Below are 13,847 nucleotides of genomic sequence, written 5' to 3' on the forward strand. Positions count from 1 at the left end.
CATCTTTCATATACTGGTGAGTAGATAGTAAAGATGAAGTTTTGTGAAGCGAGGGTAGGGCATGTACATTGTGCAAATCGCCTCAGAATGCGCTCCTGTAATTAAAGCAGGGGGTTTAGGCGATGTAGTTTACGGACTGAGTCGAGAATTAGAAGGTCGTGGGCATTCTGTTGAAATTATATTGCCCAAGTATGATTGTATGCGCTACGACCATATTTGGGGACTGCACGACGCCTACATCAACCTGTGGGTACCCTGGTATGACGCTGCAATCCATTGTTCTGTGTACTGCGGTTGGGTACATGGACGGATGTGTTTCTTTATTGAACCCCACTGTGAGGATAATTTCTTTAATCGGGGCTGCTATTACGGTTGTGATGACGACAACATGCGCTTTGCGTTCTTTTGCAAAGCAGCTTTAGAATTCTTGCTCAAAAGCAACAAGCGACCTGATATCATTCATTGTCATGATTGGCAGACGGGCTTAATTCCAGTCATGCTTTATGAAATTTACAAATATCATGGCATGGAGTATCAGCGCGTTTGTTACACCATCCACAACTTTAAGCATCAAGGACTTGGTGGTATTGATCTTCTCCGGGGAACAGGTTTAAACCGAGAGTCCTATTACTTCCAGTACGATCACCTACGCGACAACTTTAATCCCTTCGCCTTGAACTTGATGAAGGGGGGTATTGTTTACTCCAATGCTGTAACCACAGTTTCACCTCACCATGCTTGGGAAGCACAAACTACAGATATTGGTTGTGGTTTAGGTCATACTTTACATCTGAACCAAGACAAATTTAGCGGGGTACTTAACGGGATTGATTATGATTTTTGGAATCCCGAAATTGATCGCTACATTCCTTACAATTACACCCAAGCTGATTTTGAACAAAAAGCATATAACAAAAAAGCTTTGCAAGAACGATTAATGCTTGCTCATAGTGATAAACCAATCATTGCTTATATCGGTCGATTGGATAATCAAAAGGGTGTGCATCTGGTTCATCATGCAATTTATCATGCACTTAATAAAGGAGCGCAATTTGTTTTACTAGGTTCTGCAACAGAATCTGGAATTAATGCTCATTTCCAGCATGAAAAACAGTTTTTAAATAGTAATCCTGATGTTCATTTAGAACTAGGTTTTAATGAAGAATTATCTCACCTAATTTATGCTGGTGCAGATATGATTATTGTCCCCAGCAATTACGAACCCTGTGGTTTAACTCAAATGATCGGCTTAAAGTACGGAACTGTACCCATTGTGCGTGGTGTCGGTGGACTCGTAAATACAGTATTTGACCGAGATTACGAGCAAAATTTACCTCCAAAACTACGTAATGGCTACGTCTTCTATGACACCGATTATCATGCTTTAGAGTCAGCAATGGATCGAGCGATCGCACTGTGGTATGAAAAGCCCGAAGAGTTTCGCCAACTAGCCCTTCAGGGTATGGATTATGACAACTCATGGAACCATCCAGGAGCAAAATATGTAGAGATTTACGACTGGATCAGACATAAGTGGTAAAGCTATGATCATCCTCTAGCTTCAAGTTATTTACCCTGTAAATCTACAACGTAGAATTATCAATCTTTTACGTTGTAGACAAATACATGCCTAAATTATCAATACTTAAAGTCCAGCTTCAGAAAATACTATTAATATAATTTGATACTCCGTGATGACCATTACCAAACTCTTGAATAAATTCATCAGTTACTCTATCTGCACAACTATCTATCTCTTCTGAGAGAGATTTTTGGTGTAATACTTGCTGTGCTGATTCACGTAAAACTTCAAATAATTTAGAACTATAATCAGGGTCTTCACTCAAAAAATTCCACAGATCTTTGCCGATTAAAGTTTGTATTTCCCAATCAGGTAGTATTTGTTTTAATAGACCAATTGTCACTGTTTTACTTGTTATTTTCCCATAAGTAAATCCTATATACGCTTTATATCCTTCTTTAAGCTTTTCTTGAATTTTTTCTGACCAATATACTACCTGATCTTTATCCATGTTGTTGGGTCCACTTTTGATTTGTAGCCAAAATTTTTCACCATCACTAGTAGTTTTTATCAAATTCAAAAAGTGAAAGCTGTTCAAAATATTTTTGTGAATTTGGCTTCTCGCCTTTAATTAATCCATATAAGTGTTTGCCAATAGCATAAGCCAATTGAACTGGTACAGAATTACCTATTTGTCTATATTTAGATGTTACGGAACCATAAAAAATCCAATTATCAGGGAAGGTCTGGATTCTAGCATATTCACGTACACTAAGAGGACGTAATTCAAATGGATGGCACATATCTGTAGCTTTCTGATGGGGACTAGTTGTCACAGTAGGAGATGGTTTATCCCAAGACAATCTTCTATAAAATCCAACCTTTCCCCCTCCGGATTGATAGGCTCCTCCCATAGCGTCAGGCTTTAATTCATCTGGTAAATAGGTTATTAATCACATTGACCTCAAATTTTCAAGTTTAATTCAAATAGTCATCGGATATGATTATTATTTATTGATAAACTTCTGGATTCACACAATTAGGTAATCTTTCTCCTCTTAACCCAGCTATCAAATTATCAATAGCCATATTCGCCATTTTTTCTCGTGTTGGACGACTGGCGCTACCAATGTGAGGGGTAATAATTAAATTATCAAGAGTTAATAATGGGCTATTAGTTGGTATTGGTTCTGGTTCTGTCACATCTATCGCAGCAGCTGCAATTTCACCAGTGTGTAAAGCTTGGTACAAAGCATCAGGATTTACAATTGCTCCTCGTGCTGTGTTGATGAGAATTGCAGACTGTTTCATCAATGCAAATTCAGCTTCTCCAAATAAATGGTAGGTTTCTGCTGACAACGGTGTATGAATAGTGACAATATCCGATGTCTGTAGCAAACTAGCAAAATCAGCAAACTCCGCGCCTAGAATTTGCTCTAATTCTGAGTTGCATCTGTGCTTACTAGTATAAATAATTTGCATATTAAAACCTTTAGCACGACGGGCAACAGCTTGACCAATCCGCCCAAAACCAACAATTCCCAACGTTGCACCCGCAATATCTGGACTCAATAGCAGATCAGGTTCCCATGTTTGCCACAGGTGCGATCGCACAAACCGATCCGCCTCCACCACTCGCCGCGCAGCAGCCATCAATAAAGCCCAAGTCAAGTCCGCAGTCGCATCTGTCAACACTCCAGGAGTATTACCAACAGGAATACGTCGTGCTGTCGCAGTTGGAATATCAATATTATCGAATCCCACAGCCATTTGACTGATTACTTTTAAAGACTTGCTCACTTCTATCAACTGTTGATCAATCTGGTCAGTCAGTAAACACAATAATCCGTCTATCTCTTTCGCCTTCTCCAATAAAACTTCATAGGGAGGTGCTTGGCGTTCCGGCCAAACTTCTACATTCGCAACTTCTTCTAGTCGGTGTAACTGTGTAGGTAAACGACGAGTGATCAAAACTTTAGAATAGGGCATATAAATATTACAAGATTACAAAAGATTTGAAGATCGATGGCGATATATCCAACAATAATTAAAGATGCGATCGCAACCTTTAGTTAATTAAATTCCTGATGTTATTAGCTTTCTGTCTTAGCTGAAGGACGGTAATATAGATAATCGAGACCATAATTCCTCAACATCATGGGCAACACATTCGGACATTTATTTCGCATCACTACATTTGGCGAGTCCCACGGCGGTGGTGTGGGAGTTGTAATTGATGGTTGTCCTCCTCAACTAGAAATTTCCACCGAGGAAATTCAAATAGAACTTGATCGCAGACGTCCAGGACAAAGTAAAATTACCACGCCTCGCAAAGAAGAAGATAAATGCGAAATTCTTTCTGGAGTATTTGAAGGCAAAACTCTGGGAACACCGATCGCCATTTTAGTACGCAACAAAGACACTCGTTCCCAAGATTACGATGAGATGGCACTCAAGTATCGTCCTTCCCATGCAGATGCAACTTATGATGCTAAGTATGGCATTCGTAACTGGCAAGGTGGCGGTAGATCATCAGCACGAGAGACAATAGGTAGAGTTGCAGCTGGGGCGATCGCCAAAAAAATTCTTCGTCAAGTCGCTAATGTCGAAATCATCGGTTACGTCAAGCGCATCAAAGATTTAGAAGCTGTGATTGATCCTCAAACCGTTACTTTAGAACAAGTTGAAAGCAACATCGTTCGCTGTCCTGATGCTGAATGTAGCGATCGCATGATTGAATTAATTGAAGAAGTACGACGGCAAGGAAATTCTATTGGTGGTGTAGTAGAATGCGTAGCACGCAATGTACCCAAAGGTTTAGGTGATCCTGTTTTCGATAAATTAGAAGCAGACCTAGCTAAAGGAGTTATGTCTCTACCTGCTAGCAAAGGATTTGAAATTGGTTCTGGTTTCGCTGGAACTATCCTAAGTGGATTTGAACATAACGATGAATTTTACATTGATGAAGCAGGTGAAATTCGTACTCGTACCAACCGTTCTGGTGGTATTCAAGGCGGAATTTCCAACGGCGAAAATATTATTATTCGTGTAGCATTTAAACCAACTGCAACGATTAGAAAAGAACAAAAAACTGTCACTAATGAAGGTGAAGAAACAGTTTTAGCAGGAAAAGGACGTCACGATCCTTGTGTATTACCACGTGCAGTTCCGATGGTTGAAGCAATGGTAGCGTTGGTTTTATGTGACCATCTATTAAGACATACTGGTCAGTGTCGAGTTATATAAGTTGTAAGGGCTTTAGCCCTGGCTTTATGCAACTTAAATGCTCATTAGCTTATACCATTTCACAAAAATCTTGATACAAATACAGGTGTGTAGAGACGTAGCAATGCTACGTCTGGTACAAGATTCATATGTATCGCTATTAACGTGAAATGGTATTACACCAATTCCCAAAATGATTGATACAGATAGATCGCAAAATCGAATTTGACGAGCGTAACTTAAATTTAATAAACCTCTTGTGGGTGTTTGACAAAGAATCGGTTGTGGCATCATATTTAATAAGACCTTTAATAAAGGTTGGGTAAGAGAGGCGTTGTCTACTTGGAGGTGGGAACGTCTCTCTTATTTGTATATTAATACGACTGGCTATTATTTGCAATACCTTTTTAACTATTATTTCATAATATTATATATTGATAATAGCGCTGTGTATACTGGATGTGTCGCGGGAGCAGAGACGCGAAATCACCTTGTGGGATCTTGCTACGCATTTCTACTTGACAAATGAAAGCAGCAAATCATACTCTAATTGAAGTGTGTTGAGTTTCATCTACACACCTCGCCCGAACCTTGAAAACCCCATAACTTCGTTGAAGTGTGTCGATGCCTTATGCAGCAAGGTTTCCAGGCTGCAAAATTGGCGACTTTCTGAAATTTTTTTTCCATTTTTCAGAGGTGTGTCGATTAGGGGGTCTAGAACCCTCTCTGTGTAAGCGTTCTAGATGTGAACTCTTTACAATCACATCGCCCCGAAAGGGGATGGAAACAAAAAGGAATGCTCATGGGAAAAGCATGATAACTTTACAATCACATCGCCCCGAAAGGGGATGGAAACACAATCACCCGGCAGTCTCCACCTGCGGCGGCCAAGATCTTTACAATCACATCGCCCCGAAAGGGGATGGAAACTCATTTTGAAGACTTTCATAGCTAACGGCTGGGAAGCCGATACTTTACAATCACATCGCCCCGAAAGGGGATGGAAACTTATTTGCCACATCGGAGTGAACTCCGATGGTATTAGCTTTACAATCACATCGCCCCGAAAGGGGATGGAAACCATTGAAGGCTTTTTAGTCCTCCAGGCATATCGCATACTTTACGATCACATCGCCCCGAAAGGGGATAGGTGTAACTATCAGTTGCTCATGTCGTAGATTACCTTCACCCCCTCACGGGGATTAAAATTCTTCATCTACGTGGCTTTTTAAAAGTTTATTCAACCAAGAACCGCGATAAATTTAATCATTTATTTGCGATCGCGTAGCGCCTACTTTGCACCATCGCTTTGACGTTTGTGACGAATGTCGTTTCATTCATAAAGAACGTCGCGACGTTTGCCACAAATGTCGTGATGTTCTTTATGAATGGCGCGACGTTACCCACAAACGTCGCGACGTTTGCCACAAATGTCGCGATGTTACCCACAAACGTCGCGATGTTACCCACAAACGTCGCGACGTTACCCACAAACGTCACGACGTTACCCACAAACGTCACGACGTTACCCACAAACGTCGCGATGTTCTTTAGACCTCTGGTGAAAAAGAATAGACCTCTTGCATGAATCTTTGCCCTCTCCCTAAATCCCTCTCCCAAACATGGGAGAGGGACTTTGAAATTGGCTCCCCTTCTGGTCAAAATTGGGAGAAGGGGCTGGGGGATGAGGGTAAGTATTGTATTCATGCAAGAGGTCTAATGTAGTACTTCGCCATCGGTGTCAATACTCCTCGGATAAGACAAATCAATTGACATTTAAATCCTGTAGAGACGCGATATATCGCGTCTCTACAACCCCAAAATTATGACGAAAAATCCTTAACCGAGCAGTATTTCCACCGGTGTTACCCCTCACCGAGATTTTTCGTCATTCCACCAAATGTAGAGACGCGCTGTTTGAAGCGTCTCTACAACCAATTTGTGCGCGAACGAGGGGTTTGGCCCCCTATTCGCCAGCTGTATCCTCTAAAAAGTCGGGGATCTTTTACCCCCTAAGAATTTTGTGCAATCGTGTTTGATTGACGCCGAGGTATAAGCTTGAGAGTGCGTAGCGCAACTTTTGCCAAGTTTGGTACCAATTGAGGTTGGATGAGTCGTTTGTCAAACACGCTCATCCGTTGGGCGTTTTCTTCTAAACAGTTGCCTAGCAAAACTTCCGGCGTTAAATTATCTATAAAGCTACTAGCACCAGTGGCAGTAAAACCCTCTTGTTGTTCCTCATTGGAACCAGTAAAAATTTGAATCTTATCTTGCAGCGCTCTCTTATAATGCCAAACAGCATTTGTTCCCCGCAACCAATTGCTTCTACCGTCCTGAATTTGCTCGTAAGTCACCCAATTCACAAAAAACATGATGTGACGAGCTTCTTCATTCAAAACCACATCAAAAATTTCAAACAATGCTTCGCTGATATAAGTTGCGTGACGACGAGCAAGTCCAAATAAACCAAAGGCTAAGAAAGAATCAAGACACTCACCAAAACCAAAGTCAAGAAAAGCGGTTTTGATATTATTAGGAAGTACAGGTTCAGGAAGTGGGGAAATTTGAATATCGTAATAGTCGATCAGAAATTTAATTAGTTTACCATGACGTTCTTCCTCCATAGCTTGCAGAGCGATCGCTTCTCGTAATAAAGGATCGCTGATTGTCTGTGCAAAAGCGTTCACCATCACTCCTGCTTCTTGTTCTGTTTCGAGTGCTTCTCTCCAAAAGGGAATACCGCGCACACTTTCGAGAGCTACAGGATCAAGATTAGGCCAAGGAAGTTTCTCAGGCTCATACTTCACGTGACTTTCGATGAAACTGCGACAAAAAAGTTCTTTGTGGTCTTTGCTTCCTATTTTCATGGATTGGGGATCGGTTAGGGATTGGGGATTCTCCAGAGGAGACGCTACTTTGTAGACGCTGTTCGTTTGTCTGAATCCGTAACTAGCAACTTGGGTTAACTATCTAAATTTCCGTTAATTTTGGCGTTGAATCCGTAGACTTGACGTGTACCAGCAAAAGGAACTAGAGTGACTTCTTTTTCATCGCCTGGTTCAAATCTCACTGCTGTTCCGGCGGGAATATCGAGGCGCATTCCTCGTGCTTGTTCGCGATCAAAGTTTAAGGCGGTGTTGACTTCAAAAAAGTGGAAGTGAGAACCAACTTGGATGGGTCTGTCTCCTGTATTTGCTACTTGTAATTTTATAGTGGGACGCCCCGCGTTGAGTTCTATTTCGCTTTGTGCTGTAATTATTTCTCCAGGAATCATAATATTGGTATTTATATAATGACTGTTAACCGTTAACTCTTCATTTAAAGGTTTGAAACTGTATGGGTTTTTCGGAGCGGTAACTCAGTCTGCATATAAGAAACTTCCTTTAATATTACTCAGGCTAACGAATGGGATTATGCACAGTTACTAACTTTGTCCCATCAGGAAAAGTCGCTTCTACCTGCACTTCATAAATCATCTCTGGTACTCCTTCCATAACATCATCTCGCGTCAATAAGGTAGTACCATAACTCATCAACTCTGCAACTGTCTTACCATCTCTCGCACCTTCTAATATTGCAGCAGAGATATAAGCAATAGCTTCTGGATAATTTAACTTTAAACCTCTGTTTTTACGTCTTTCTGCGAGTAAAGCAGCAGTAAAAATGAGTAATTTGTCTTTTTCCTGCGGTGTCAGTTGCATTTCCTCACTCTTCCTTTGTGTTTTACTGGTTTGTAGTAAGCACCAAGCGTGCTTAAAAAATTCAAAGCTGCCAAACTCTTGGTACACAGCTACCACGACTCAAAAAAAATATGCGTAATAACTGCCAAACACCGATAAACCAGTTTCTCACCTCAGTAGTTGAATATCCACGATATCTACACAAAAGTCCATGTTCTAATCGAGTCACACCTATTTGAGAGTGGGTGAGGGTGGGTTTCCACAGATTTCGTGCTTGATGTACTAATTCTGGTGATATTTTTTGACCAATGTAGACTAGACTACCTACAATTGGTTGTCCTGCCAAACCGTGGGGACTGTGAAAAACTTCTTCGCTACCTGGTAGCCATTGTCTATCTATCCATAAGGGTTTATCTTGCTGCCAAATTTCCGTGTGCGATCGCCATTCTCCTTGCAAAAATTTCTCTCCTCTCGCACTCCGCCCAAATCTAGTAATTTCCCACCCAATATAACTAGCTGTTGTTGCTAATTTTACATTTATATCCTGTCGATATAATGCACCATCAAAAACAATTGTTTCTTGCGGCAACCACTCCAAACAAGCACCATCATCAACTTTGATCTCAATCATTTGTTTGGCAGTCATGCCGTTAGTACGGTAGATTTTACCAGCAGTTGCAGTAGTAATTAATGCTTGGGCATGAGGTTGGAGGTGAAAGTTATAGGAGAGGCGATCGCCTCCAACAACACCCCCAGCTGTATGTAAAATTACACTATGACAAACTTTTTGTCCTTCTGGATAAAAAGGACGTTGCACTTTTAATGGTGCTTGATTTTGATTGAAAATCAGCTGGGTTTGGTTTTGGCGATCGGCGTAAACTAAGTGTAGATTTCCATGCCAAAAATCTTTGCTTGGTGTTGTGCTTTGATCAGGTTTTTCATTCATTTTGGTGATGGCTATTTAATCTATTCGGAAATTAATGATCACAGTAGGTAGATTATTGTGTAAAAGCACACCATATCTACTCTAATTTCTCAATTTATGTCTAAGTTACAAGAAATGTTAAATTTCATTGAAAAAATTGAAAGTGAAAATTTTGGTAAATCTAGCTATGAAATAGCCAATCACTTGCGTGGGTACACTAAAGCAGAATACACAACGAGGTTATGGACTTTAGCAACAGGATACAATCAAAAATATATTGAAGGAGAATTTAAGGGAAAGCTCAATCAAGAATTAGTGTTGAGTGGTGAAAATCTTGATTTCGCTCATTTTATTGCCTCACTTTCAGACCAAATAAATTCTTTAGGAATGAGTAAATCTGATTTAACTAGTTGGACGGGTGATCATACTTCCTGGGCTGGAGATATCGGTTCGGCTATTATTTTTTATCGCTCTAAATCTGACAAAACTTCAAAAACTACTCTTAACGAAGTACTAAAAAATTTGGCTAGTGACTCAGATTATACTGCAAACATTACCGCTTATTTAGTTGGATTAATGCTGAACTCTGATCCTCAAGTTAAGATTTCTAAAGCGATTTATCAATATGACACTATTGAATATTCACAACATATAAAGACATTTATCCAGAGACGCTTTGACGGAATTATTGAAGGTAATAAAATTAAGAATCCGGCAGCAGTTGAAGCTGAAATACGTCGTTCTATATCTACTTTTATCAGATTATATACTCCAGCAAATAATCTATTTAAATCTGTGAAAAACTTAGTCAAATTGCAACCAAAATTAGAGTGGGAAAACACCACAGAGCCAAATGGTAGCGATTTGCTGACAGGATCTCTACATTTCTTGACTCACATAGTTAAATATGGAGGTTTAGAGAGTCTGTATTTTCAACCATACCAGATGCCAGGATTACCTTGGTTAGGAACTGTGGATTATTTTGTGAGTGTACCTATCAGTGTTAATAAGTAAATATTAAAGTAGGGTGCGTTAGGCTGAAGCCATAACGCACCCTACCAGTTGATTTTGATGTTGAAGTATTTTAAATCAATACGCTTGGTGTTAAGGATTTTTAGTACCGAAAATTGATCTGTAGAGATGCGAAATTTCGCGTCTGGTACAAAGGATTTTGGGCTGATCACCAAGCGTATTGTATTTTAAATGAGAACTACTTAGAAAAATGTGGTTCTGTAATTTCAGGCCAAGTTTCAAAATTTCGCCGTACCCAATCCATTCCAACTTCGTTATTGAGCTTAATTTTTTGAGGTGTATTTGGATAAATTTTCAGCAAGATATCTGTATCTTGTTCTACAACTACTTTGGCAAAGTTAAGAATACTCTTACTAAATATTTTAAAGACTGGATGCTTGGGTTTACCAAACATTAATACATACATGCGTGTCCGCTTTTCCGATTCTGGCACAAACAAATGACATTGAGCAAGTTTACCAATCGCAGTTTCTCCATGAAAAATGACTAAAGACGGAAAGTGATTTTCTAAATGCGCTTTGATTTCTTTTGCTATTAAAAACAAATCAGGTTTTTTGATTTTTTCAACTATAGCTGTAGGTGCTGTTGGCATATTATAAAAAGCGTGAGATTCATGGCCATTATCCAAAAATTTAGCAAAATTAACTTCTGTGATCCGAAATAGGGGACGATGAGTACCATTTTGATGATTATAATCATGCATATTTAGCAGCATAGAAAGCAAATCTGTCTCTACACTGGTGTCTGCTGTATAACCAATAAATTCATACTCAGCAGCAATTTTATTTAAAATCTCAGGAATTTTAGCTTTTGGTTCTTGCCCACCATAAGACCAAATAAAATCCCCTTGAATAATTAACTCTAACGGTTGCAATTGTGGTATTGTTTTCTTCTGTGAACCTGGCAAAATAGTACAACCTTCACCATCAAATTCTAAGGCGTGAAACGGACATACTACTACGCTGCTATTATCGTTTTTTTGTTCACACCAACCTTCTGATAACATTGCTCCCATGTGGGGACAGGCGTTCGGTAAGGCGTTAATTTTACCCGTCGTATCTTTCCATAATACATAGTCTGAGCCGTATATAGAAATTTTTTTGGGTTTATGAACTTCCAACATGGATTTATGTGCCAGTAACCAGGGAGCGCCAGCCAGCATGGATTTCATGTTATTACCTTTTTATTAATTAATTTTTTAATTAGTATGATTTAGTATTGATGATGTTGTCAAGTATTAATTAATTTTTTAATTGAATGAGAATGCCAATGTATCAGGATAGGCTATAAAAACATGTTTGTGGAGAATTTTGACAATAGTGGTTCGTTCAGCTAAGACAAAACGCTCGTCTAACACGAGTCGCCAAGTTAGAGATCCGGAGGCGACCAAAAAGCAAATTTTAGATGCAGCAGAAGCAGAATTTGCTAAGTACGGTTTGAGTGGGGCGCGTATAGAAGCGATCGCCAAAGGTGCAGGCGTAACTACAGCGATGATCCACTATTATTTTGAGAACAAAGAAGGGTTGTATAAAACAGTCTTGCAACGTCCGGCAACGGAAATGCATGATATGCTTGAGCAACTCGATTTTGAAAAAATATCACCCCCAGAAGCACTGAAGAGTTTCATCAGAATGGCGATCGCTTACGAAGCTACTCATCCTTTTCGGGGAATGCTTTGGTTCCAAGAAGCCAATCAAAATCAAGGCAAATATTTTAAATTAGGTAATTGGCAAAAAACCTTTGCTCATATCATCAAAGTCTTAGAACGAGGTATAGCAGAGGGGAGTTTTCGCCAACTAGATCCATTTCTAGTTTGCTTACAAATTGCTGGTATCTGTACTTTTTACTTTAATGCTCATGAGAATATTAAGCATCTTACCCCAGATGTTGATAGGCTGAGTTCAGAAATGATTGAAAAATATACTCAAGAAGCAATTAATTTGATTTTGGCAGGAGTTGAATATTAGGGATCGGGGATCGGGGATTGGGGATCGGGGAGAATAATACCCAATGACAAATGACCAATGACTATTGTACAGACGCGATGAATCGCGTCTCTAGACAAATGACCAATGACTATTGTACAGACGCGATGAATCGCGTCTCTAGACAAATGACCAAAACCATCGTTGTCAAAATCGGTACTTCTAGTCTCACCCAGCCAGAAACTGGACAGTTAGCAATTTCTACGATTGCAACCTTAGCGGAAACTCTATCGCATTTGCGGCGACTGGGAAATCGGGTGATTTTGGTTTCCTCTGGTGCTGTGGGAGTGGGTTGTGCGCGCTTGGGTTTAACAGAAAGACCAAAAGCGATCGCCCTCAAACAAGCAGTAGCAGCAGTTGGACAAGGGCGGTTAATGCGTGTCTATGATGATTTATTTACCACCCTGCAACAGCCAATCGCTCAAGTATTGCTAACTCGTAGTGATTTAGTACAGCGCAGTCGCTATTTAAATGTCTACAACACCTTTCAAGAATTACTGGAACTAGGTGTAATTCCTGTGGTAAACGAAAATGACACTGTAGCAGTAGAGGAACTAAAATTTGGTGACAATGATACTCTTTCAGCTTTAGTTGCTAGCTTGGTACATGCAGATTGGTTATTTTTGCTCACTGATGTAGATAGACTTTACTCTGCCGATCCTCGTTCTGTACCTGATGCCCAACCGATCGCACTAGTTAGTAGTATAAAAGAATTAGAAGAATTGCAGGTGCAAACAGGCAATCAAGGTTCCCAATGGGGTACAGGTGGCATGATAACGAAGATATCCGCAGCCCGAATTGCTACTGCTGCTGGCGTTCGTACCGTAATTACCGAAGGTAAGCGTTCTCAAAATATAGAAAAAATACTACAAGGTGAACCAATTGGGACTCATTTTGAACCCCATCTAGAACCAACATCGGCTCGTAAACGCTGGATTGCCTATGGTTTAGTTCCTAGTGGAAAATTGTATTTAGACGAAGGAGCTGTAGTCGCAATTTCTCAAGCTGGGAAATCTTTGTTAGCTGCTGGTATCACAGCCTTAGCAGGCGATTTTGATACACAAGATGCTGTGCTGCTGTGCGATTCTAAAGGTAACGAAATCGCCAGAGGACTGGTGAATTATAGCAAAGCCGACCTACAAAAAATTTGTGGGCGTCATTCCAGCGAAATTCCAGGAATTTTAGGATATGAAGGTGCAGAAACTGTAGTTCATCGGGATAATTTAGTTCTAGCTTGAAAATAGGAACCTGCGATTGAAATTGCAGTCTCATAGTAAAATTCTGCTGAAGCAGACTGCATTTTTTCGCCGACCCCAAAAATGATTTCGCCGACCCCAGAAATGATTTCGCCGACCCCAGAAATCATTTCGCCGAACCCAGAAATCATTTCGCCGAACCCAGAAATCATTTCGGCGCACACAAAAATCATTTCGGCGCACACAAAAATCATTTCGGCGCACACAAAAATCATTTCGGCG

At 40.1% G+C, this 13,847-nt stretch carries 13 protein-coding genes, 2 pseudogenes and 1 CRISPR repeat array; of the genes and pseudogenes, 5 read left to right on the plus strand and 10 right to left on the minus strand.

The genetic code is table 11. The features are described 5' to 3' along the window. Positions 1–61 precede the first annotated feature (61 nt). Complete coding sequence (gene glgA, locus B4U84_RS24435) at positions 62–1,540, plus strand: glycogen synthase GlgA (RefSeq protein ID WP_131120840.1); 1,479 nt, start codon at positions 62–64, stop codon at positions 1,538–1,540. Between the two features lie 118 nt (positions 1,541–1,658). Here the strand turns inward: glgA and B4U84_RS24440 are convergent, their stop codons facing one another. From B4U84_RS24440 to B4U84_RS24450, 3 genes and pseudogenes are all read right to left on the minus strand, one after another. Then, the gene (locus B4U84_RS24440) at positions 1,659–2,033 is read right to left on the minus strand and encodes a PDDEXK family nuclease (protein WP_242677691.1); all 375 of its coding nucleotides are present in this window, start codon (positions 2,031–2,033) and stop codon (positions 1,659–1,661) included. Positions 2,034–2,079: 46 nt separating this feature from the next. Next, positions 2,080–2,466: pseudogene (locus B4U84_RS24445) on the minus strand (DNA cytosine methyltransferase); the annotation flags it as partial. A 67-nt stretch (positions 2,467–2,533) separates the two neighbouring features. Then, positions 2,534–3,511 (minus strand): 2-hydroxyacid dehydrogenase, encoded by a 978-nt coding sequence (locus B4U84_RS24450; RefSeq protein ID WP_131120843.1) that lies wholly within the window; start codon positions 3,509–3,511, stop codon positions 2,534–2,536. 168 nt (positions 3,512–3,679) lie between these two features. Here B4U84_RS24450 and aroC point away from each other — a divergent pair, with 168 nt between their 5' ends. Continuing rightward, on the plus strand, positions 3,680–4,768 hold the full coding sequence (gene aroC / locus B4U84_RS24455) for a chorismate synthase (RefSeq protein ID WP_017312183.1): 1,089 nt from the start codon (positions 3,680–3,682) through the stop codon (positions 4,766–4,768). A gap of 731 nt (positions 4,769–5,499) precedes the next feature. Further along, positions 5,500–5,901: a CRISPR direct-repeat array (repeat unit 36 nt; unit sequence CTTTACAATCACATCGCCCCGAAAGGGGATGGAAAC). Positions 5,902–6,013: 112 nt separating this feature from the next. On the opposite strand, the gene B4U84_RS24465 is transcribed toward aroC, so the two are convergent. From B4U84_RS24465 to B4U84_RS24485, 5 genes are all read right to left on the minus strand, one after another. Continuing rightward, entirely contained in the window at positions 6,014–6,280 is a 267-nt protein-coding gene (locus B4U84_RS24465; protein ID WP_131120844.1) for a hypothetical protein, read from the minus strand. 479 nt (positions 6,281–6,759) lie between these two features. Further along, a complete protein-coding gene (locus tag B4U84_RS24470; protein ID WP_131120845.1) occupies positions 6,760–7,614 on the minus strand; it encodes a ferritin-like domain-containing protein in 855 nt (284 codons plus the stop codon). Between the two features lie 95 nt (positions 7,615–7,709). Next, positions 7,710–8,021 (minus strand): urease subunit beta, encoded by a 312-nt coding sequence (locus B4U84_RS24475; RefSeq protein WP_207390988.1) that lies wholly within the window; start codon positions 8,019–8,021, stop codon positions 7,710–7,712. A gap of 124 nt (positions 8,022–8,145) precedes the next feature. Continuing rightward, positions 8,146–8,448 carry an urease subunit gamma gene (ureA, locus tag B4U84_RS24480; RefSeq protein ID WP_026082051.1) on the minus strand — a complete coding sequence of 101 codons (303 nt, stop codon included), beginning with the start codon at positions 8,446–8,448 and terminating at the stop codon, positions 8,146–8,148. Between the two features lie 61 nt (positions 8,449–8,509). Next, positions 8,510–9,373 carry an urease accessory protein UreD gene (locus B4U84_RS24485; RefSeq protein WP_131120846.1) on the minus strand — a complete coding sequence of 288 codons (864 nt, stop codon included), beginning with the start codon at positions 9,371–9,373 and terminating at the stop codon, positions 8,510–8,512. Positions 9,374–9,469: 96 nt separating this feature from the next. On the opposite strand from B4U84_RS24485, the gene B4U84_RS24490 reads away from it, so the two are divergent. After that, entirely contained in the window at positions 9,470–10,366 is an 897-nt protein-coding gene (locus tag B4U84_RS24490) for a hypothetical protein (protein WP_017312178.1), read from the plus strand. A gap of 196 nt (positions 10,367–10,562) precedes the next feature. On the opposite strand, the gene B4U84_RS24495 is transcribed toward B4U84_RS24490, so the two are convergent. Beyond that, positions 10,563–11,546, minus strand: a complete 984-nt coding sequence (locus tag B4U84_RS24495; protein ID WP_044449434.1) for a Rieske 2Fe-2S domain-containing protein — start codon at positions 11,544–11,546, stop codon at positions 10,563–10,565. Positions 11,547–11,703: 157 nt separating this feature from the next. On the opposite strand from B4U84_RS24495, the gene B4U84_RS24500 reads away from it, so the two are divergent. Together B4U84_RS24500 and proB are read left to right on the plus strand one after the other, a co-directional pair. Further along, entirely contained in the window at positions 11,704–12,351 is a 648-nt protein-coding gene (locus B4U84_RS24500; RefSeq protein ID WP_017312175.1) for a TetR/AcrR family transcriptional regulator, read from the plus strand. Between the two features lie 146 nt (positions 12,352–12,497). Then, on the plus strand, positions 12,498–13,607 hold the full coding sequence (proB, locus tag B4U84_RS24505; RefSeq protein ID WP_131121051.1) for a glutamate 5-kinase: 1,110 nt from the start codon (positions 12,498–12,500) through the stop codon (positions 13,605–13,607). On the opposite strand, the pseudogene B4U84_RS24510 reads toward proB, so the two are convergent. Continuing rightward, positions 13,580–13,847, minus strand: a pseudogene (locus B4U84_RS24510) (hypothetical protein); the annotation flags it as partial. The gene proB and the pseudogene B4U84_RS24510 overlap by 28 nt on opposite strands.

Source organism: Westiellopsis prolifica IICB1 (assembly GCF_004323185.1).
Taxonomy (GTDB): domain Bacteria; phylum Cyanobacteriota; class Cyanobacteriia; order Cyanobacteriales; family Nostocaceae; genus Pelatocladus; species Pelatocladus prolificus_A.

Coding starts and splice junctions, on each gene's coding strand:
- glgA (WP_131120840.1), top strand. CDS start 62: ATGTACATTGTGCAAATCGCCTCAGAATGCGCTCCTGTAATTAAAGCA.
- B4U84_RS24440 (WP_242677691.1), bottom strand. CDS start 2,033: ATGGATAAAGATCAGGTAGTATATTGGTCAGAAAAAATTCAAGAAAAG.
- B4U84_RS24450 (WP_131120843.1), bottom strand. CDS start 3,511: ATGCCCTATTCTAAAGTTTTGATCACTCGTCGTTTACCTACACAGTTA.
- aroC (WP_017312183.1), top strand. CDS start 3,680: ATGGGCAACACATTCGGACATTTATTTCGCATCACTACATTTGGCGAG.
- B4U84_RS24470 (WP_131120845.1), bottom strand. CDS start 7,614: ATGAAAATAGGAAGCAAAGACCACAAAGAACTTTTTTGTCGCAGTTTC.
- B4U84_RS24475 (WP_207390988.1), bottom strand. CDS start 8,021: ATGATTCCTGGAGAAATAATTACAGCACAAAGCGAAATAGAACTCAAC.
- ureA (WP_026082051.1), bottom strand. CDS start 8,448: ATGCAACTGACACCGCAGGAAAAAGACAAATTACTCATTTTTACTGCT.
- B4U84_RS24485 (WP_131120846.1), bottom strand. CDS start 9,373: ATGAATGAAAAACCTGATCAAAGCACAACACCAAGCAAAGATTTTTGG.
- B4U84_RS24490 (WP_017312178.1), top strand. CDS start 9,470: ATGTCTAAGTTACAAGAAATGTTAAATTTCATTGAAAAAATTGAAAGT.
- B4U84_RS24495 (WP_044449434.1), bottom strand. CDS start 11,546: ATGCTGGCTGGCGCTCCCTGGTTACTGGCACATAAATCCATGTTGGAA.
- proB (WP_131121051.1), top strand. CDS start 12,498: ATGACCAAAACCATCGTTGTCAAAATCGGTACTTCTAGTCTCACCCAG.